Annotated in this window: 19 protein-coding genes; 13 read left to right on the plus strand and 6 right to left on the minus strand. The window is 54.0% G+C overall.

Going from position 1 to position 19,325, the window contains the following annotated elements; all coding sequences use genetic code 11:
• Positions 1-238: 238 nt before the first annotated feature.
• Complete coding sequence (locus AC2TCY_RS08555; protein WP_480846805.1) at positions 239-1,360, minus strand: linear amide C-N hydrolase; 1,122 nt, start codon at positions 1,358-1,360, stop codon at positions 239-241.
• Positions 1,361-1,841: 481 nt separating this feature from the next.
• Here AC2TCY_RS08555 and AC2TCY_RS08560 point away from each other — a divergent pair, with 481 nt between their 5' ends.
• Positions 1,842-2,750: an alpha/beta hydrolase gene (locus tag AC2TCY_RS08560; RefSeq protein WP_480846806.1), complete on the plus strand. Its 909-nt coding sequence runs from the start codon at positions 1,842-1,844 to the stop codon at positions 2,748-2,750.
• 216 nt (positions 2,751-2,966) lie between these two features.
• Here AC2TCY_RS08560 and AC2TCY_RS08565 read toward each other — a convergent pair whose 3' ends face one another.
• Entirely contained in the window at positions 2,967-3,902 is a 936-nt protein-coding gene (locus AC2TCY_RS08565) for a LysR family transcriptional regulator (protein ID WP_170519261.1), read from the minus strand.
• A gap of 113 nt (positions 3,903-4,015) precedes the next feature.
• Here AC2TCY_RS08565 and AC2TCY_RS08570 point away from each other — a divergent pair, with 113 nt between their 5' ends.
• Both AC2TCY_RS08570 and AC2TCY_RS08575 read left to right on the plus strand, forming a co-directional pair.
• Complete coding sequence (locus AC2TCY_RS08570; RefSeq protein ID WP_480846808.1) at positions 4,016-6,442, plus strand: GcvT family protein; 2,427 nt, start codon at positions 4,016-4,018, stop codon at positions 6,440-6,442.
• Complete coding sequence (locus tag AC2TCY_RS08575) at positions 6,439-7,992, plus strand: trimethylamine methyltransferase family protein (protein WP_170519255.1); 1,554 nt, start codon at positions 6,439-6,441, stop codon at positions 7,990-7,992. The genes AC2TCY_RS08570 and AC2TCY_RS08575 overlap by 4 nt, the downstream gene beginning before the upstream one ends.
• Positions 7,993-8,240: 248 nt before the next feature.
• Here the strand turns inward: AC2TCY_RS08575 and AC2TCY_RS08580 are convergent, their stop codons facing one another.
• Together AC2TCY_RS08580 and AC2TCY_RS08585 are read right to left on the minus strand one after the other, a co-directional pair.
• A complete protein-coding gene (locus AC2TCY_RS08580) occupies positions 8,241-8,972 on the minus strand; it encodes an NAD-dependent epimerase/dehydratase family protein (protein WP_480846809.1) in 732 nt (243 codons plus the stop codon).
• A 328-nt stretch (positions 8,973-9,300) separates the two neighbouring features.
• On the minus strand, positions 9,301-10,875 hold the full coding sequence (locus AC2TCY_RS08585; protein ID WP_480691749.1) for an arylsulfatase: 1,575 nt from the start codon (positions 10,873-10,875) through the stop codon (positions 9,301-9,303).
• Positions 10,876-10,989: 114 nt separating this feature from the next.
• Between AC2TCY_RS08585 and AC2TCY_RS08590 the strand changes: the two genes are divergently transcribed.
• Positions 10,990-11,931, plus strand: a complete 942-nt coding sequence (locus AC2TCY_RS08590; RefSeq protein ID WP_480846811.1) for a LysR family transcriptional regulator — start codon at positions 10,990-10,992, stop codon at positions 11,929-11,931.
• 274 nt (positions 11,932-12,205) lie between these two features.
• On the opposite strand, the gene AC2TCY_RS08595 is transcribed toward AC2TCY_RS08590, so the two are convergent.
• Complete coding sequence (locus AC2TCY_RS08595) at positions 12,206-13,069, minus strand: LysR family transcriptional regulator (protein WP_480846813.1); 864 nt, start codon at positions 13,067-13,069, stop codon at positions 12,206-12,208.
• A gap of 116 nt (positions 13,070-13,185) precedes the next feature.
• On the opposite strand from AC2TCY_RS08595, the gene AC2TCY_RS08600 reads away from it, so the two are divergent.
• The 6 genes from AC2TCY_RS08600 (at position 13,186) to AC2TCY_RS08625 (ending at position 16,153) form a co-directional block, all read left to right on the plus strand.
• Entirely contained in the window at positions 13,186-13,512 is a 327-nt protein-coding gene (locus tag AC2TCY_RS08600; protein WP_480846814.1) for a DUF2218 domain-containing protein, read from the plus strand.
• A 13-nt stretch (positions 13,513-13,525) separates the two neighbouring features.
• Complete coding sequence (locus tag AC2TCY_RS08605) at positions 13,526-13,996, plus strand: ester cyclase (RefSeq protein WP_171188037.1); 471 nt, start codon at positions 13,526-13,528, stop codon at positions 13,994-13,996.
• Positions 13,997-14,060: 64 nt separating this feature from the next.
• The gene (locus AC2TCY_RS08610) at positions 14,061-14,552 is read left to right on the plus strand and encodes a nuclear transport factor 2 family protein (RefSeq protein ID WP_480846816.1); all 492 of its coding nucleotides are present in this window, start codon (positions 14,061-14,063) and stop codon (positions 14,550-14,552) included.
• A 24-nt stretch (positions 14,553-14,576) separates the two neighbouring features.
• The gene (locus tag AC2TCY_RS08615) at positions 14,577-15,119 is read left to right on the plus strand and encodes a luciferase domain-containing protein (RefSeq protein WP_480846818.1); all 543 of its coding nucleotides are present in this window, start codon (positions 14,577-14,579) and stop codon (positions 15,117-15,119) included.
• Between the two features lie 183 nt (positions 15,120-15,302).
• A complete protein-coding gene (locus tag AC2TCY_RS08620) occupies positions 15,303-15,845 on the plus strand; it encodes a protein-methionine-sulfoxide reductase heme-binding subunit MsrQ (RefSeq protein ID WP_480846975.1) in 543 nt (180 codons plus the stop codon).
• A gap of 14 nt (positions 15,846-15,859) precedes the next feature.
• On the plus strand, positions 15,860-16,153 hold the full coding sequence (locus tag AC2TCY_RS08625) for a PepSY domain-containing protein (RefSeq protein WP_480846819.1): 294 nt from the start codon (positions 15,860-15,862) through the stop codon (positions 16,151-16,153).
• 275 nt (positions 16,154-16,428) lie between these two features.
• Here AC2TCY_RS08625 and AC2TCY_RS08630 read toward each other — a convergent pair whose 3' ends face one another.
• The gene (locus AC2TCY_RS08630) at positions 16,429-17,001 is read right to left on the minus strand and encodes a TetR/AcrR family transcriptional regulator (RefSeq protein WP_480846821.1); all 573 of its coding nucleotides are present in this window, start codon (positions 16,999-17,001) and stop codon (positions 16,429-16,431) included.
• A gap of 69 nt (positions 17,002-17,070) precedes the next feature.
• Here AC2TCY_RS08630 and AC2TCY_RS08635 point away from each other — a divergent pair, with 69 nt between their 5' ends.
• From AC2TCY_RS08635 to AC2TCY_RS08645, 3 genes are all read left to right on the plus strand, one after another.
• Entirely contained in the window at positions 17,071-17,952 is an 882-nt protein-coding gene (locus AC2TCY_RS08635; protein ID WP_480846822.1) for an oxidoreductase, read from the plus strand.
• 52 nt (positions 17,953-18,004) lie between these two features.
• On the plus strand, positions 18,005-18,808 hold the full coding sequence (locus tag AC2TCY_RS08640; protein WP_480846823.1) for an SDR family NAD(P)-dependent oxidoreductase: 804 nt from the start codon (positions 18,005-18,007) through the stop codon (positions 18,806-18,808).
• 66 nt (positions 18,809-18,874) lie between these two features.
• Positions 18,875-19,321 (plus strand): hypothetical protein, encoded by a 447-nt coding sequence (locus AC2TCY_RS08645; protein ID WP_480846824.1) that lies wholly within the window; start codon positions 18,875-18,877, stop codon positions 19,319-19,321.
• Positions 19,322-19,325 lie beyond the last annotated feature (4 nt).

The raw sequence follows: 19,325 nt of genomic DNA on the forward strand, positions 1-19,325 counted from the left end.
GGTCAGTTAGCGACGCTGAGATATTGGCAGAACGAGGCCTAACTTATCCGCAACACGAGAACTGCAAAGTTGGAATTTGAAGGTCCGCTTCGGGCTGCCTCCAGTCACTGTTGCGAACGGTGGCGAACGCTACTTCGAGCCTAACGCCGCTAATTCGCTGGAGCGGCAAACTCTCTATTCCGAATTTGTATTGGGCCGCAGCCAGCGTTGATACCGCCACGGCCCGCGTAGTATTGTGTCAATTCGTTGGGGTCACATCGACCAAAGTGGGTTCGCGATCACCGCTGGTTTCAAAGACGATCATCTCGTCTCCCATTGCTCCGAAGTCAATCTGCTTCATATCGACCATGTGCACCGTTCGGTCGTACATCGTGTGATAGTAGTAGACGAGGTTCAGGGAGTCCGCAGCGGTCGTGATCTGTGTTGCGCTGTACAGCAGATCGTCCGATTGCACATCGTCTTGAGCACCTTCCGCGGCATCGGCAGGGATATTGAAGTTATCCAAAATGCGGAACGCCTCGCGTACGGTGTCATAGCCACCTTGCGTCTCCCGCGCCGTCTGGGAAAAGGCGACTGCGCGGACAAACCGGGATGGGGGTGTGAAGTCGCCTGGCAGCCCTATCATGCCGCTCCCGGCGCCAAGGGGCGCGAAGGTCACGCCGCTTGCCTCAACTTCCGGAAGCCCGAGGGCCGATAGGTTTACGTAATTGTTTAGGTTGGTCATGTGCCAATCGTAGTTTGGCGAATTAGTGATCACCCCAAGCGGAGCATCGAAAATCGTCAGTTCGCCATCAATGTACTCAACAACGATCCTTCCGCCGAACCGGTCAGCAACCAACATATGAAATGGGAAGGGAAATCCGAGTGTCTCATCCACAACCCCGACGACACGGACATCCGCCAACCCGGTGGCAGCCTCTTCAACCGTCTCAAACTGGGAAAGAACATAGCTAGCGAGCAGATCGCCGGGAATCGTGTTGTCGGCAAGGTCAGGATCGTACTCCTGATACTCAGTAAATCCGGGCAGATAAAACAGTCCGGCGGTCAGTCCAGCTTCGTTGATCCCATCTGCGGGAGCCCCATGATCCAACATGCTGATACCGACCATCCCAAAACGGCCCGTCCAGTTTGCTCCGTCTTGCCCATCTGGCATTTCGCCTGCGGAATACGTGAAACCTCGGGGAATAATGTTGATCTTTGTCTCAAGATCGAACGGCCCCCATTCGGCGGTCCTAGCGCGAACGATGCTTCCATCCTGCCCCGTCAACATGATGCCTGTACATCCCCATGCCATCGATACAGAAGCTACAAAGGCTATGGCTGCTTTTGGCAGTGTCCGAAAAATATAAATTTGACGCATGGTCGTTCTCCAATTGGACTGGTCTCATGAACTCACTCGACCAAGCTACCACACCGGTTCTCAAGTTGGATGAAGTTTGCATGATCTTCAAATAGGCGAGAGAGACCGCCTGTTCCGTCGCTCGGGCTTTGCAAAGTCCGACCCTGAATGTCCGTCTTGGGCTGCCACCAGCCCATCATGCAAGTCGCAGAGAAATGTAACACGAGCCCAGAGCGGAAGTGCAAAAGGCAAACTTTGCAATCTTACGGCGGACGACAAATTCACCCATCACACAAAGGTTGAGTTTTCTCCAGCCGAGCGGTTACGCTCAAAGTCCGTCGCGTAGCAATTGCATGATCTCTTCCAAAGAAAACTTGTCTCAACACTTTAGCGAGGTTCCAAATTGCGTAGGTTTAGCAAATTCAACCGGGGTGCTCTGGCAGTTGGTTTCCTCTTATATTCACTGATTGCTTCACCGCTTGATGCGCAAGAGGTAGTTCCAGTGACCTATTCGCTGGAAGCAGGCGTGGTTTATGGACAGGGGGTCGTGACGAAAGAGGGTAAGAAGGTTTCGCGCGACTTGTGGATGGACATCTATCATCCGACCGAAGCCACAACCACGCCGCGACCCGCTGTAGTCCTCACCTTTGGCGGCGCATTCCATCGCGGCAGTCCGCGGCTTACGTTTCAATCGGGTGGTGCTCAGGATACCTCGATGGGCAATTATTGCCGTCGGTTTGCCGCGCGGGGCTATACGTGCTTTGCAATCGACTATCGGCTGACACCCGAAGGGCCTGTGCCGTCAGGGGAAGGGTATCAAGCAGATTGGATCGCGCCCGACAGTCTGTTGCCTCTATTGCCCCAAGCCAACCATATTCGGGGGACTATGGACCTGCCGCCGCTTGATTTCAGCATCCCCGAACAAGAGAAGACAATGGTTGATGGCGTGATCTCAGCTGCCGAAGACTTGCGCAAAGCGGTGCTGCATATCCGGGAATCCGCTGCCACTTACAGTATCGACCCGAACCGTATTGTGCTTGGCGGGTTTTCCGCAGGCGCAGTGACGTCTTGGAATGTTGCGCATGGCATGGGGGTTCCTGTCTCTGGTGTCTTTCTCCTGTCCGGAACTGACGCCGGGTTTGACGTGAACAAGGCGGTTACAGCTTCGTCAGACAGACCGCCGATCCTCATGTTCATAGGGCAGTATGATCTGCCGGGCGCGTTGTCTTCAGTTCCCCTCCTTGTCGCTCACTACGAAGAAGTCGGTGTGGAGCATGAGTTCGCCTGGGTGCCGGGCTTTGGCCATTTCTATCCTGCTGGCGCAGCCAGTTTGGGCGGCGATGCAGTGAGCATGTCTGTGGAAGGACGGATTACCGAGTTCCTCGAACGTGTCATTGGCACCGGGCAATGACGTCAGGCAATGTCATTCAGAGGCGCTGTCTATGAAAGACGAGACGCAACTTCGTCGGCATCTAGGAATTTGCAAAGTCTACGTTTGAATGTCTTCTTTGGGGCTGCGACTAGCCAATCATGAAAACCGCAGAGTACGGCGGCATAGAGCCCATTTCTACCGATGCTGCGTTGCGCGCGAATTAGCAAGAAGCGGCAATAGCCGCCATTCTGAAAGTCATCTATCGGCAGGTGGAGTTACCAGAAAACGGTTAGCTCCCTCCTTCGAAAACAAGTCTCTCAGGCTTTCAATGAAATATTTCACAACACGGCGTGGATTGTCCGGCAGGTATCCCAGAACAATTTTCAATGGGTCAGCAGGTGGGTCCAATGGTACTTCCACGACTTTTTGCCCTGCATAAGTCTCATGCGTTTTGGGGCGCATATGCAGCAGTGAACACCCAACCCCTGTACCAACCAAACTGCGTACCATTTCGAGTGTTGTCGCTGTGCAGGCGACATGTGGAGCGACATCGGCTGCTTCAAACAACCGGCTGTAATAGTCGCTGATCACAGGCAGATCGAGAAGTACCATGGGTTCGTTGTTCAGATCGGACAAGGAAACGCCGGTTCTGGATGCAAACGCATGCTGCTCCGGAACAAGAAGATATGGAGGCACCTCAATCAGGGTCTCATAGATCACCCCAAGGGCCCCACTTTCAGCAACACAAAGGATCACATCAAATTCACCGGACAGCAGCCCAGCTTGCGCTCTCTGGGTGTCGCATTCGATGAACTTGATGTCGACGCGCAGGTTATCAGTTAGAAGGTCACGCGCGATGGTAGGCAGAAAGGCTGGGGCAACGGGGGCGTAGTACCCGACGCGCAGGGTTCCGATCAATTGTGTTCGCATCTCTGCGCCCTGGCTCATAAGCGCTTCATATTCATCCAGTAGATGTTGGATGCGGGCCATGAGAAGTTTCCCAGTCGATGTGGGGGCAATCCCTTTTGAGCGATGCCGCACTGTCAACTGCAATCCAAAGGCCTCTTCCACCTGGTTGACCGCTGCCAGCACAGCGGATGGTACGACATTCATCTGCTTGGATGCATCGGTAATGCTGCCACTGTTTGCGGCTGCCATGAAGTATCGCAAGGCTTTCAGGCTGGTATCCATGGCTGTTCCTAATTCACTAAATATGAATTTAGTATTTCATATTTTCTGTTTTTCAAAAGATATAATTCGACCGATACTTGGTTTTAGTAGTTTGGAAGTCTTGGAGGTGGCTCATGCAGGACCATGCGCGCGTGGTTGTCGTCGGTGGCGGCGTTGGTGGATTATCCGCGCTCTACCATCTCTGTCAGGAAGGTTGGAGCGATGCTGTCTTGCTGGAACGCAACGAACTGACCAGCGGAACCACCTGGCATTCGGCGGCGCAATGCCCAAGCGTGGCATTCAATCAACTGCTGCTTCTGCTGCGGGACTACACGATCAAACTCTATAAAGAACTGGCCGATGATCCGGCTTATCCGATCAATTACCACCATGCCACCGGCGGTATGCGTTTGCTGACCAATCCCACCCACTTGGATGAGGTGCATCATATCATGTCAGTGGCGAAAGGCTTGGGAATTGACTTTGATCTTCTGGATGCCGCGGAGGCCAAGCGGCGCAACCCTCTTTTGAACACCGATGGGGTGTTGGCCGCGATGTGGGACAAAAAGGACGGTGATATCGATCCCGCGCAGCTATGTCAGGCATTGGCCGCGCGGTCACGCAAAGCCGGGGCCAAAATCCACCGGCACACGCCCGTCACAGCGTTGAAACAACTGCCCAATGGCGAATGGCTGGTCACAACCGGCCAGGGCACAATCACCGCCGAGCATATCGTGGTCGCGGCTGGTTATCGTGCCAATGAAGTCGGCGCGCTGATGGGCATCGAATACCCTGTCATAGCGATGGAACACATGTATTTCTTAACCGAAGACATTCCGGAGCTTGTTGAACGGGAAACCCGCGTGCCCATGGTACGCTGCCCCCGCGACACCTTCTACATGCGACAGGAAAAGAAGGGACTTTTGGTCGGCATCTACGAACATGACTGCAAGACGTTTGGCATGGACGGGATCGATCCGGATTTCGTCAACGCACTTTGCCCGGATGATCTGGACCGCCTTTTGCCAAAGATGGAGCCAATCTTTGAGCGTCTTCCCTGTATGAAAGAGGTCGGCATCAAATCGGTGGTGAACGGGCCGATTACCTATGCATCGGATGCGGGGCCACTGGTGGGCAAACAACCAGGCCTGCGCAACTGCTGGTCCATGATCGGGTTGCGCGTGGGCATCGGCGAAGGCGGCGGTTATGGCAAAATGATCGCACAGATGATCGTACATGGCGAAACCGAATGGGACACATGGCAGCTTGACCCACGTCGGATCACCAGTTTTGCCAACACCGAATACACAGCATTAAAATCCATCGAGGATTACCAGAACGAGTTCCGCTGGCACCTGCCTCATGAGCATCGCCCAGCTGGACGTCCCGCAAAAGCATCGCCGCTCTATCCGGTGCTCAAAGCCAAAGGCGCGGAATTTGGGGTGGTCAATGGCTGGGAGCGCACGGAATTCTACAAACCAGATGCCGAATTCGAGCCAACACATGGCTACGCTTTCCAGAATTGGCACGATGTTGTTGGAGCCGAGATTGAAGCCCTTCGTTCTGGTGTCGGACTGGCTGAGCTTTCGGGTTTCAACCATTACCGCATAACCGGCAGCGGAACGTTGGAATGGCTCAGCAGCCTGACGTGTTCAAAGGTGTCGGACAAAGCAGGCAAGGCTAATCTGTGTTACTTCCTGACGCCAAATGGCAACATCTCAGGCGAAGCGACAATTGTGCCAATGCCGGATGGAAGCATCTTCTACGGCTCTGCCGCGACAGCGGAATACCACGATATGGACTGGCTGAACGAGCGTCTGCCGAAAGGGTCGGATATTCGCATCGAAAGCCGCACCAACACTCACACGATGATGATTATTGCCGGCCCAAAGACTCGTGATCTGCTGAAGGCGGTTTCACCTCGTACAAAATGGGGGCAATCCGACTTTCCCTGGCTCACCGCGCAACGTGTCTTTATCGGCCATGTCGAGGCATTGGCCATCGCCATTAGCTATTCAGGTGAGCAGGCATTCGAACTGCATATACCCAACAGTCAGCTCTATGCCGCCTACGACGTCCTGACTAAGGCAGGCGAAGCGTTTGGCCTCGCGCATTTTGGTATGTTTGCAATTGACTCGATGCGTTTGGAAAAAGGCTATGGCCACTGGAAAGGTGATTTCATCACCGAATTCAATCCGATTGAAGCTGGGCTGCATCGTTTCGTGGATATGAGCAAGGAATTCCCTGGAAAACCGGGACTTCAGGCGCAAATCGAAGCCGGGAACCGTAAAGAACGGGTTATGTTGGAACTCCATAGCAACGTGGGCTCCGCCCAACCGGGCGAGGGTGTATTTGTGAATGGCAGATCGGTCGGCTCCATAACATCAGCGGCCTGGGGTTATCGGACGGGGAAGAACCTTGCCATGGCGTATGTTAATCCGAACCATGCCGAAATCGGCAAGGAACTGGAGGTTCTGCTGATGGGTGAAGCCACCCGAGCCACGGTTCTTCCACAGTGCCAGTTTGATCCTGAAAACACTCTGCCCAGAGGTGTCGCATGACGGAAACTCCCAAACGCCGCACCCGAGCCGGAGGTCGTGCTGCGCGTGTGGCATCGCGCCAGAATCCGGGCGATGAGGTTCCAAATCCAGCCCCTTCCGGTTTGCCCGGCGGTCAATACCGCCCCCTGACCGACACGCAGTGTGCCCAGATCGTCGACGCCGCTTTTACCTTGCTGAGCACTGTCGGCATCGGCGACGTGCCTGAGCAAATCAAGAAGCTGGCAAAAGAGCGTGGATGCGAAATCGATACCGAGGGTCGTGTGCTCTACTCGCGGGGTTTCCTCGAAGACATCATTGATTCGACGCCGAAATCCCTAACCTTGTTTGGCCAAGATCCAAGACATGATTTCGAGGTCAAGAAACAGGATGTCCGCTTTGGCACCGGCGGTGCAGCCGTGCAAACGCTTGACCTGGATACAAGTACGTATCGCCCTTCTACCCTACGCGACCTCTATGACTTTGCCAGACTGGCGGACCAGTTGGACAATATCTGCTGGTTCACCCGCTGTTGCGTGGCCACGGATGTGCCCGACATCTTTGATCTGGATGTCAACACGGCTTACGCCATCGCAAGTGGCACGACAAAGCCCATCGGCAACAGTTTCAGCTTTGGCAGTCATGTAGACGCCTGCATCGAACTCTTCGATATGATTTTGGGCGAGCCCGAAGCCTTTCAGAAGCGCCCATTTTGCAAGGCACATATCTCGCCGATTATCTCTCCCATGCGCTACGGTGAAGACGCCGTTGACGTGGCCGAAGCAGCACTGCGCCACAACATGCCCGTCAACACGATCATCGCCGCCCAATCCGGTGCGACGGCACCAGCGCCGTTGGCGGGGATGTTGGCACAATCGCTTGCTGAAACCCTTGCCGCACTGGTCTTGATTGACTTGTTGAAGCCTGGGCATCCTGTCATCTTCTCCAATTGGCCATTCGTCGTCGACTTACGGACAGGCGCATTCGCCGGTGGTAGCGCAGAAATGGCCATCCTGAATGCTTGCTCTGCTCAGCTGACGAATTCACTTGGTCTGATTTCCGGGGTGGCGGCATCTATGACGGATTCCAAACTGCCCGACGCGCAGGCTGGATATGAGAAGGGTCTGACAACGCTGGCAGCAGGACTGGCCGGTGGAAACCTGATCTATGAATCCGCCGGTATGTTTGGCAGTCTTTTGGGGGTGTCATTTGAGGGATTTGTAATCGACAACGATATCCTCGGCTCGGTTCAACGCATCGTGCGCGGCGTCGAGGTCAATGGTGACACCTTGAACCTGGAGGCCATCGAACATTCCATTCGCACAGAAGGCCACTTTCTGGGAGGTGATCAAACCCTGGCAGCGATGCAGCGCGATTACTTCTATCCATCCCTCAGCGACCGTGAGAGCCCCGACGCGTGGGCCGAGGCGGGTAAGACTGACATGCAAACGCGCGCCCGTGAGCAGGCTCGGCGGCTCCTGAGTCAGCATTTCCCGTCGCATATTGATCGCGCGACAGATGACCTGATCCGGTCCCGATACCAGATTCATCTATCTCCGCAGCATATGCAGTAACTCAGTCAGTTAGATCGCATCCACTTAAAAACTTGCAGCGTGGTATTTAGCTGAGAATTCGGACGCAATGTGCACTTAGGAGACATTGGTTCGCATGCAGCGAACTGGTGCTTTGTCCGCTTCTCGGGATTTGCAAAGTCTAGTTTTGAATGTCTGCTCCGGGCTGCGACCAGCCAATACGCACACCACAAAGAACGGCCACTTTGAGCCCTTTTCGACCATTTCCGCGCTGCCGACGGGCGTCAGCTTTAGGCAGAGGGTATCGGGAAGGTTGAGAAAGCATCGTCCTGCGGCGCGTATCCCAGAACATTGCAGGTTTCAGTCAAATCAAGTCGCTTAAATCGATTGTTGGAGATGCCATGTGCAATGAAACTCCCTTTGATCTCAGCTTGGATGGCGCGATTAATAAGGTGAGTTGCATCCCGATGACTAAGCCACGCGCTGAGATCGCGCTTGGTTTCAAGCGGTGGGCCGTCAGCACGCTCGAACGCCCCTATTCGCAATGAGACACAGGACATACCGTGTCGTGTCGCATAGAGTGAACACAGTGCTTCCCCATAACACTTGGAGACACCGTAGAGATTGGCCGGAGCGATTGCCATCCCCGGCACGATTTGCCGGTCTACAGGGTATCCTTCTATAGTTTGCGCACTGCTGGCGAAGACAAAGCGACTGACCTTTGCTTTACGAGCTGCTTCAATCAAGTAAGTTGTCGCCAAGATATTGGCGGGCAGCACATCGTCAAATTCAGCGTCTGGGTCTGGCACGCCAGCAAGATGCACAACCGCATCCACGCCTTGGCACAATGCGTCAGCGGCATTTACATCAGAAAGATCGGATTGCACAAAGCGATGCGGACCCGAAACGGGTTGCGTGGGTTCCTTCATATCAGTCAGCGCAAACTCATAGCGCTCCTGATACGCGGCAAAAAATGCCTGACCGATCCGACCGGAGGAGCCTGTTACCAAAATCTTCCGCAATTTGTTTCCCCGCAAACGCTACGCCTCGGCGGAAAGTTCTAAAGAGATCACGAGCCAAAGGAAAGCGAACCTTCAGTTAACTTTGTCCTTCGGCAGCAAAGTCCGCATAGCGAGAATTGCAAAGTCGGATTTTGAAGGTCCGCTTCGGGCTGCCTCCAGACATAGGCACGGGAACCAGCGAAGGTCGACTGCGAGCCCAATCTTACCAATGCTGCGCTGGATCCAAATGACAGTCTTGGTGCACAAGCGAACCTTCGTCAGAAGGTGTTCCTCGCGAGTTCTTGTTAGGATCGGGAGGCAAGGATTGGTGCCTCCCGTGAGTTGATTTCTACTGTGACATCCCGCCTTCGGTCGAGATTTGTTCTTCAACATGACCTTGGTTGGTGACGTCCGAACCCCGTGGAGGATAGTCCTTGAACGTAGAAAGGTGGTTTTGAACGATTTTGGCCGCCGGCCCAAATGCCCACATCTTGTTGCCCATCCAGCGGGTATACATCCCGGATTCCTCGGCCGCTTTTTCGTAAGGATCGCGACGCAGGTTGAACAGCAGGGGTGCGTTCAGTTCCTCCTTGGGGCCAGCCCAGCCTTCGGATTGGATCGTGAAATGTGCTTTCCAGTCACCATGGCGTACAGCTTGCAGGTCCGGTCCTTCGTAGTAGATGATCTCGTCCCGGCTGCTCTCGCCCTCACCGGTCAGGAAAGACAGTTGGTTATATCCATCGAGATGCACCTGATAGCCTTCATAGCCTTGCAGCAAGGAGTCCGGCAGATCGCCCGGCCCTCCGGCGGCGGCAACAAGGGTGGGCATCCAGTCAAGACCGGCAAAAATACCGTTACTCACGGTTCCGGCGGGGACTTTTCCGGGCCAGCGAATGATGGCCGGGACGCGGAAACCGCCTTCCCAGGTTGTGCCCTTTTCGCCATGGAACGGTGTTGTTCCACCATCGGGCCAGGTCATGGTTTCGGGGCCGTTATCGGACGTAAAGACAACAATCGTGTTGTCCGAGACACCCAATTCCTCCAATCGCGCCATGACTTTGCCGACGTTGTCATCCAGCTCTTTCATCACGACATCCTGCAAGCCGCGCCCGTCGCCCAGCATGGCCTCGTATTCGGGGCTCAGATGGGTCCAGACATGCGCGCGCGCCGGTGCCATCCAGACAAAGAAAGGCGTATCGCTGTCGACTGCGCGGTAGATGAAGTCCAGCGTGTGGGCTGTCACCTCGTCGTCCAGCGTCTTTTGCCGCTCAGGCGGAGCCGGACCATCGTCGATGATGCGTTGCTTGCCAACCAGACCCCAGCGTGGGTCCACAGTTTCATCGACTGTATCCGTGGCGTACGCGTGAATGATGTTCCGAGGGCCAAATGTGTCGTTGAATTTCTGATCTTTCGGCCAGTCCGGGTCGGATGTGTATTCCATCGCGTTCAGATGGTAGAGCCAACCCCAATATTCATCAAAACCCTTCACCGTCGGCAGGAATTTATTCATATCCCCCAGATGGTTCTTGCCGAATTGACCGGTCGTGTAGCCCAGAGATTTTAGCATGATGGCCAAAGTCGGGTCATTTTCGTTCAGACCTTTTTCAGGGTCTCCGGGCAGGCCGACTGTGTGCATTCCGGTACGAACTGGCAATTGTCCGGTGATAAAGGCTGACCGTCCAGCAGTACAGCTTGGCTGAGCATAATAATCCGTCAAACGCATACCGTCGGCAGCCAGTTGATCAAGATTGGGGGTTTTGATGCTTTTCACGCCCTGATGATAGCTGCCCAGACTGGCCCAGCCGACATCGTCGGCCATGATGACAAGGATATTGGGTTGGTCGGTTCCGGCCAAAACCGGCATGGCAGAGACCGTCGCCGTGGCCAGCGTGGCGGAAACCGCAATAGATCGAAGAATGAACATTATTACCTCTGTGGACGTGGAAGACGATATCGATGGTGGGAATATCGAAGGGTCCATCAGGGATAGCGATTGAGAGTTTCTTGTCGCAACAGAGCTTTACCATGATTTCATATTGTGAAAACTAAAACACAAATCCTGAAACAATTAGACCGTATGATGAACGAAAACGCTTTGACCGCCTTTCTCACATTGGCTGAAACCGGTAGCTTCCAAAACGCCGCTCGTGCGATGGGTGTATCCAACGCGTCCTTGTCCCGCTATGTCGGGCAGGCTGAAGAACACACGGGACTTGTTTTGTTCCATCGCAGCCGAAACAGCAGCACGTTGACACGCGCGGGGCAGGAGTTTTTGCCAATCGCTCAGGCGCTGCGCGAAGACCTGAACCGCTATACGACCCGTGTGGCCGGTTTGCGTGAAACCGGGCCGGGTACTTTGCTGATTGGTTGCGGGCCGTTAACCACAAGAACTTTGATCCTGCCAGTCTTGCGCGCCGTACGAAGGGCAATGCCTGACCTGCGCTTCCGAATTCTGGTGAGTGCCTATGCACGTCCGCTCGACTTATTGCAGGCAGGGGAATTCGACGTGTTCCTTGGCGATCTGACCTACACACCTGAAGCCGAAGATGTCGAGATCATGGTGATGGAGAAACAACCCATCCAGTTTGTTGCTCATCGAGATCATGAGATTCACCAGCGCGGCCCGCAAACCATGGCAGGCATATTCGATTTTCCCTTTGCATCACCCCATCTCCACAAACATTGGAAAGCCGCTTTGACAAAAGCACTTGGTGGCGGTGCCGAGGCTGTCGAAAAGGTCAATGCGCAGCCGCATATCGAATGCGACGACTACAACCTTCTGACTGGACTGCTGGCAGAGCCTGAATTTATCGTTGGAGGGATGCCGGACACATTCGCAGAGCTGACCCGTGCGAAGACCGCAAAACCCGTGTCGATGAAACAGAACCTTACATGGAACATTTGTGCAGCGCGCAAGTCGCAGAACACGTCTGCCGCGGTTGAATTGGTTTGGAATGAACTTGCCAAGTATCGGGCGTGATCGGTGGCGGGAGGCACAGGGAGACCTGTAACTGAAGCATTTTCTGGCCCAAACGTAGGTCGTTTTCTTAGGCCCGGTAGAATTGCCGAAGTTCCGCTTAGGTACCGAGAGTAGCTTTTTGAATGCAATTGACCGACGGCAGCAAAGTCCCGCATCTCGGGATTTGCAAAGTCTAGTTTGGAATGTCCGGTTTGGGCTGTCAGTTCCAATTGACACAGTCTACCAGAAGTACTGGCTGCACTTCTATCGTGGATTTACCGGCCAAATACAAAGCTCAATTCTGATGGTTCTCCGCCAGAAAACGTACAAAGTGCACAGTCAGGTTCTCGCGCCGCGACTGATCTGGCCATACTGCATAAATCCCAAGCGGGCGGAGTTGCCAGTCGGGCAGAAGTCTTACAAAGTTCCCTGATCTCAGGCCGCGTTCGGCCAGATATTGAGGCAACACAGTAACACCAAGGTTCTGTTGCGTCAGATGGTGCAACGCATCGACATTGTCGACTTGAACCTGAGCGTTACCTGCTACTTTCGCGATCTTTCCGTTTTGAGCGATGAACTCAATGGTGTCAGACCGCTGAGCATAACTGATCCAATCCCAGTTCTCTAAATCATCGGGGTGCTTTGGTTCTGGTCGAGAAGCCGCGTAATCAGCGCCAGAGACTAGAGAACGGTCAATTTCACCCAGTTTTCGAGACATCATCGAGCTGTCTTCGAGCCAACCCACTCGAATATTCAAGTCAAACCCGTCATCGATAAGATCCACTGGATGATCGGTAAATGAAAGAGACAACGCCACATGCGGGTGCTGTCTTGCAAACTCACCCATTGTGGTCAAAAGCTCTGACGACGACATGAAAGCCGGTACAGAGACCCGAAGCGCACCAACAGGTTCAAGCGACAGCGCGTTCAACTCATTCAAACCGGTTTCTGCGCTTCGGATCATGTCGACCACACGGGCATAGAACACTCGGCCTTCATTGGTCAGCGCGATCTTGCGTGTTGTGCGATAGAGTAACGTAGCGCCCAGAAAGTTCTCAAGTTCCGTTACCGTTTCGCTGATGCGTGACGGCGCCAGGCCAATACTTTTTGCTGCCGCGCGAAACGAGCCCTCATCCACGACGCGGGCGAAGATAGCCATATGTCTAAGATGCTCAATCATTGTTCGGCCAAACAGAACTATCTTATCGGAATTTAGACAATTTTCATAACAGTGCGGCGAAAATATTTTATGTGCAAGTCAGACGGAGCAAACCGATGCAACTGCACGCGACATTTTTTACTCAACGGGGCGGACGGTATATTGCGGCCTTGTGTCACCATTTCGGTCGTAAGGTTGAAGCATGTTGCGACGAGGATACCGGCTGGGTGAAATTCCCATTTGGTCGATGTGACCTCAACCAAGATGCTTCGGGTCCGCACGTGTTGGTCAGTGCAAGTTCTCAGGCGAACCTAGAACGGGTGGTTCAAGTAGTCACCAATCATCTCGAACGTTTCGCATTCCGTGAAAACCCGGAATTGGAATGGATCCACACCGCGGGAACGCAGCCCGACACCACGAGTGAATTCACCCCTCATCCTTAAATTGGAGCATCACATGACGATCAAAAACCTAGCGCTTTCGGCCGCATTCGTTTCAGTTGCAGGTGGAGCAATGGCGGACGACACCGCGACCGTGCAAAAATTCTATGATTTGCTTAGCAATCCAACGTCACAAGATCACGTGGCAGCCTTTGAGGCGTCAGTCTCTGAAAATTGGGAAAGCATCGGCGACTATTCAGGGTCCAGCAAGTCCAGCGAAGCCTTCCTAGGCCAAATCGGAGGTTTCGGGAAACTGATTCCGGATCTTGAATGGTCTGTACAAGCCATGCATCAGGCCGGGGATTTCGTGACCGTCCGCAGCCGCGCCACCGGTACGCCTGTTGGACCAATGTTTGGTGTCGACGGTGAGGGCCGGAGCTTCGACATCATGACAATCGATATCCACGAATTGAACGACGGCAAGATCATTCGCTCTTACCACGTCGAAGACTGGGCGGGTGCGCTGCAACAACTCGCGGGTCGATAGTCTGACAATCAATTGAGCTCCGGTTCTGAGCAATTGGACAGGACGTCTTGAAGGGAAAATGGACATGGAACGTAGAAATGCTTTGAAGGTTCTGGGGCTCTCTGCTTTGGCAGCCACCCTGGGCAATCAGGTGAATGCCGCTGATGGTGATGCGGACACGCAGTCAAGTTTTGATACCGTGATGGCATTCATGGGCGCTATGGGTAGCGGCGACATGGAGAGCATGGCCAACCTTATGGCCGATGACATGGTATGGCACAACGAAGGTGACACTACATTGCCTTGGGTAGGCGGCGCCGAGGGAAAAGAGGCGATTTTTGAGTTTCTCAGTGTATTCTCGTCAAACTTTGAAACCACAATGTGGGAAAATACCGACGCTTTCGCGTCCGGCGACACTGTCGCGGTTTTCGGTAAGATGAACGGGAAAACGACAAAGTCCGGCAAGGACATCGGCGAGTTTTCCTTCGCGCTTCGCGCCAAGGTTCGCGACGGGCAAGTCGTCTTGTGGCATTGGTTCGAAGACAGTTTCGCGGTCAGCCAAGCCTATCATGGATAAAGCTTGTCAAAAGGAGATTGGATCATGGAAGTTCACCGCCTGATTTGGACAGCTTCCCTTGTTTGCACCTTCGGGGCTTCCCACGCACTGGCCGACATCACGAACTTGCCAATGCGTGAGACACCAATTCCGCGGACAACGGACGGCGTCCCGCATGTTCAGATTGGCGTAAAGCCAGTCCCCGAGTTATCCGAAGCCCTCCTAGGAAAGGTGTCGGAATTGCCTGGTGTTGAGATCAGGCAAACGGTCGTGTCCTTGCCAGGAGCGTTGGGCTTTTGGATCACTGAAGATACAAAGCTGGCCCGACCGGACGTCATCGTCGGCGGTCGCGAGTTTGCCCACATACATCCCGACGGCAGCCTTCATGCGTCCCTGTCACCGGCGCTCGCTAAGATGGCAGCCGAAAAAGGATGGGCCGTCAGCCATCCCTGGGCAGATCAAAGACCAGGTTGGGGCGGCTTTGTCATGATCTTCACGCCGATGAACACGGACGAATTGGAAGTGGTTTTTGATCTGGTCCAGGCATCATACGAGTTTGTGACGGGCCTGGGCTTATCATCAAACTGAATTGACCCTCTGTCCCTACAATCTGAAGTGAAGAATCTAGCCGCGCGAATTTTCGACGGAACACTGTTATTGACACGTTCAAACTAGAACGTGGACGCTCCAACAATGAGGTTCTCAGTGCTTAGGCAAGTATTAAACTCTCGTTACTTTGTTTGGGGTCTTATCGCGCTGCCTTCAGTTCCGATGGTTCTTGCCCTGATATCTGGTCAACCTGGAAGAGAAGGTGAACCTGTTACCGAGCTGCTCCTGCATCCGACTGGTGAATTCTCAGCCCGTTTTCTGATCGTCGCAATGATACTCACGCCGATGCGTATGCTGTTTCCGGCCTCTAGATTCTGGAAATGGATGATGAAACGACGCCGGTATTTTGGAGTGGGTGCGTTTGCCTATGCGGCGTTCCATACCGTTCTCTATCTGTTTGATATGGGTAGTGTTCGGGCCATTCTTGGAGAGGCATTGGCTCTGGGGATTTGGACCGGCTGGCTCGCTTTCTTCGTATTTATACCACTTGCAGTGACCTCCAATGACTGGTCCGTCCGAAGGTTAGGCCCGGCTTGGAAATCGCTCCAACGCTGGGTCTATGTGGCGGCAGTTGCGACGCTGCTGCACTGGATTTTCGTCCACAACAACCTTGGACCTGCACTTGTGCACTTTGTGCCCTTGGCTGGACTCGAAGCGTTCAGAATCTGGAAAAACCTCAGTCGCAGACGCGCACGCGCTGCTTAACGAAAGGACAGCAAATGAAGACGTGGATTCTGGCCATATCGATTGCACTTCCGACAACGGTTCAGGCTACTGGCATGTATCAGTGTGAGCCGGTGGAAGCTGAAAACTGGCTGACTGAAGTGCAACTGACCGAGAAGATCACTGCGGACGGTTGGACCGTGAACCGCATGAAACAGGATGGTGGTTGTTGGGAAGTTTATGGAAGCATGCCAGACGGCAAACGTGTTGAAGCTTATTTCCACCCTTCCACTGGAGAAGTGCGCCTGATCAACCAGAGAGGCACAATTCTCTATCGGGCAGAAAACTGAAGTCATTGGGCAAACCTTGGTGACCCGAGCGCTCAGATACCACCTTTTTGCTACGGGTTGGCATAATCGTTAATCTCGTACGCCTCGATTTAGATGCGTTTGCGATAAAATTTTTGGTATCGGTGAGTTTGTCCTCGGCACACTTCACAAACCTTCCTAACGTCGGCTTTGGGCTGCCTCCAGCCAATTATGCGAGAGGTAGCGACGGTCGACCACGGGTCTATTTTGCCCGATGCCGCGGCGGGCATCGAATTCCACATTGGACATTCTTTGAACTAATTCGCGTTGACTACCTTCAGCACAGAGACGCGGAGTGCATCGAGCAGTTGCACCAAGTGTTTTCTGTTTTTCGCCGTGTATTTTGCCGCCGTCGCAGTGCGTTGGATAAAGTCTGCATATTGGGCCACCGACAAATCCGCAGCCCTAAGGTCATCCGAGAAAGGCTCTAAAATTCGGGCAATAATCTCAGTGTTCCGTTGAGCACCTGCTTCAAGCTCCTCCTGCGAAGAAGCGGTTACGCCCGCAATGATGTCTTCGGCATTCGGCGAGGATTGAAGGACATCGTAGTGCTCAATCACTGTGTGCTGGAAGATCACATCCAATTGCGCACTGAGTCCCGTTGCATTCATTAGCCCGGCCTCAATGTCTACGACAACCTTGTCCGCCATTGATCGGATCGTGGCCTGTAAAACTGCGTCTTTATTGGCGAATGCCTTGTAGAGCGTCTGTCGCGATAACCCTGCTTCTTCCGCAATATCGTTCATGCTTGTCCGCTTAACCCCAAAACGAAGAAAGAGACGGACTGCTGCGTCGAGGATGTGGGCGTCGCGATTTTTCATAAAGGGCATATTGACATTACGTGGATGACTGTCAATATTTACAATCAGTCATCAAATGTAAACTTTGTGGAGCCATTCATGACCACCATTTCCCAAAAAATTGCCATTGTCACCGGAGCCAACAATGGCATCGGATTTGAAACAACAATCGGCATGGCCCAGGCCGGGATCCATGTAGTGATGGCCTGCCGCAATCTCGAAAAAGCAAAAACCGCTCGGGACGACGTGCTGGCACGCGTGCCGTCAGCATCGCTTGATGTGATGCCGCTAAACCTGGGCGATTTTGCCTCCGTCAGAAGCTTTGCCGAGGCGTTCCGCGCGCGCTATGCGAAGCTCGACGTGCTTATCAACAATGCGGGCATCCTGCTTTACACCGCTGAGACGAATGGTGAGGGGATCGAACTGCAATTCGCGACCAATCACCTCGGTCATTTTCTTTTGACGGCGCTGCTGATCGACCTTGTGCCTGACGATCCGGCATCCCGGATCGTCGCGCTTTCAAGCCTCGGGCACAAGGGTGCCACCATCCAGTTTGATGATCTGACCTGTGGCCAGGATGGCGGCATTGCTTATGGTCAGTCGAAACTCGCGAACCTTTTGTTTGGGGACGAGCTAAACCGTCGCCTACGGGCTTCTGGGCGTAGGCAAAAAGCACTGTCCGTCCATCCCGGCGGTTCTGAGTCCGGTCTGTTCCATAACGTTGCCTCGGATCAGCTCGCGCAGATGAAGGCACAAGTTGAACAATTCCTACATTCTCCAGAAGAAGCCGCGAAACCCACCCTGTACGCCGCCCTGTCCACGGATGTTCAAGGAGGCGATTACTACGGCCCCACCGGCCCCCAGGAAATGAGCGGGGAGGTCGGCGTGGCCACCCGCGATCCGATAACCGCGAATATCGAGATTGCTATCCGGCTATGGACCCTGTCCGAAGAGCTTACCGGCCAATCCTTCAAAATCTGACCCCGCCATCCATTCCAGAAGCGACAGTGCAGACCTCCCAAAAGGAAAGATCATGCAAGATTTCGAAAGCAAGACCGTTGTCATCACCGGCTCCGCCTCGGGGATTGGAAAAGAACTCGCCCTCCAGATGGGGCAGGAAGGCGCAAAGGTCGTCATCTGCGGTCGCCGATTGGACCGCGTTCAGGAGGCAGTGGTTGAACTGAAAGCCAATGGGATCAACGCGGCGGGAACAGCCTGTGATGTCGCGGAACGCGACCAAGTAGAAGCGTTGGCAGACTTTGCAGAGGCTGAGTTTGGTCCAGTTGATGTGCTCATCAACAACGCTGGCATTGGCCAGGACCCCACGCCGCTGATCGACATGGATCTGGATCTGTTCCGGCGTATCTATGAGATCAACATATTCGGAACGCTCAATGGAATTCAGGTCTTTGGGCGCAGAATGCTCGACCGCGGAACACCCTGCGCGATCTATAACCTCGGCTCCGAAAACAGTGTCTTCACGGCCGTACCTTCCTCACATGCCTATGTCTCGTCCAAGCATGCCCTTTTAGCCATCACGGAACTTCTGGCCGAAGAGACGCCGGACTTCATGGATGTGGCCCTGATCATGCCCGGATTGGTGGTTTCCGAGATGAGCCAAGGCCTCGGCATGCCGACGGACCAGTTTGTGAGGCGAGTGCTTAATCAGCTAAAAGCCGGTGAATTTTTCGCGGTCAGCCATGCCTACAACAGGGTTCGCATTGATGACCGCTATGGAAAACTCGCGCGCGCCTATGACACCTACGCCCCGCGATACGAAGGCGACATCGAATACGATATCCGCAATTTTCTAGAGAGGTCGGCGGCCGGGGCTTAGGCCCTGCCAGGTAATCTCCCAAGTCACATCAATCATTTGGGAGCCGAGTCTCCGGGACGGTAGATCATGCAAAAAACACTTTCACGCATCTTCAGTTTGTTGTTGATCCTCGCTGCCCTGATCATGCTCAGCTGGGGTCTCTTAGGCTTTCTGGAGTACTTCGCAGGATTTGCCCCGCTGATGCCCCTACAAAACGAGACATTCCCAATTGGCATGCAGACCCTTCATTGGGTTTTGATCACTGTGTCGGGGGCCACGTTCCTTGCCGGTTACACTTTGCGTTGGCGCTACACGCCCATCGCAATGCTTGTGATGTTCACAGCACTTGGCACGATGTGCGCGGTCCAAACCTTCGACATGCTGCAAAACCCAGATCGCTACCGCAACTTCGTGGTGGAGTGCATCAACTACACTCTCATTTCTATCTACCTCTTCCGGTCGCAGCGCATGCGCGACCGGTTCGGGCGGATCACCGTTGAGACGGCGCTCCGCGCCGCGCCTCTAGAGGCTTGAACCG

It is taken from the genome of Ruegeria sp. HKCCD7181, from assembly GCF_057221055.1.

Bases quoted from the DNA above. Each gene is read 5' to 3' on its own strand.
- AC2TCY_RS08615 (WP_480846818.1), top strand. From the start codon at position 14,577: ATGGAAGTTCACCGCCTGATTTGGACAGCTTCCCTTGTTTGCACCTTC.
- AC2TCY_RS08635 (WP_480846822.1), top strand. From the start codon at position 17,071: ATGACCACCATTTCCCAAAAAATTGCCATTGTCACCGGAGCCAACAAT.
- AC2TCY_RS08630 (WP_480846821.1), bottom strand. From the start codon at position 17,001: ATGCCCTTTATGAAAAATCGCGACGCCCACATCCTCGACGCAGCAGTC.
- AC2TCY_RS08570 (WP_480846808.1), top strand. From the start codon at position 4,016: ATGCAGGACCATGCGCGCGTGGTTGTCGTCGGTGGCGGCGTTGGTGGA.
- AC2TCY_RS08595 (WP_480846813.1), bottom strand. From the start codon at position 13,069: ATGGCTATCTTCGCCCGCGTCGTGGATGAGGGCTCGTTTCGCGCGGCA.
- AC2TCY_RS08620 (WP_480846975.1), top strand. From the start codon at position 15,303: ATGGTTCTTGCCCTGATATCTGGTCAACCTGGAAGAGAAGGTGAACCT.
- AC2TCY_RS08645 (WP_480846824.1), top strand. From the start codon at position 18,875: ATGCAAAAAACACTTTCACGCATCTTCAGTTTGTTGTTGATCCTCGCT.
- AC2TCY_RS08555 (WP_480846805.1), bottom strand. From the start codon at position 1,360: ATGCGTCAAATTTATATTTTTCGGACACTGCCAAAAGCAGCCATAGCC.
- AC2TCY_RS08585 (WP_480691749.1), bottom strand. From the start codon at position 10,875: ATGTTCATTCTTCGATCTATTGCGGTTTCCGCCACGCTGGCCACGGCG.
- AC2TCY_RS08600 (WP_480846814.1), top strand. From the start codon at position 13,186: ATGCAACTGCACGCGACATTTTTTACTCAACGGGGCGGACGGTATATT.
- AC2TCY_RS08625 (WP_480846819.1), top strand. From the start codon at position 15,860: ATGAAGACGTGGATTCTGGCCATATCGATTGCACTTCCGACAACGGTT.
- AC2TCY_RS08575 (WP_170519255.1), top strand. From the start codon at position 6,439: ATGACGGAAACTCCCAAACGCCGCACCCGAGCCGGAGGTCGTGCTGCG.
- AC2TCY_RS08605 (WP_171188037.1), top strand. From the start codon at position 13,526: ATGACGATCAAAAACCTAGCGCTTTCGGCCGCATTCGTTTCAGTTGCA.
- AC2TCY_RS08565 (WP_170519261.1), bottom strand. From the start codon at position 3,902: ATGGATACCAGCCTGAAAGCCTTGCGATACTTCATGGCAGCCGCAAAC.
- AC2TCY_RS08610 (WP_480846816.1), top strand. From the start codon at position 14,061: ATGGAACGTAGAAATGCTTTGAAGGTTCTGGGGCTCTCTGCTTTGGCA.
- AC2TCY_RS08640 (WP_480846823.1), top strand. From the start codon at position 18,005: ATGCAAGATTTCGAAAGCAAGACCGTTGTCATCACCGGCTCCGCCTCG.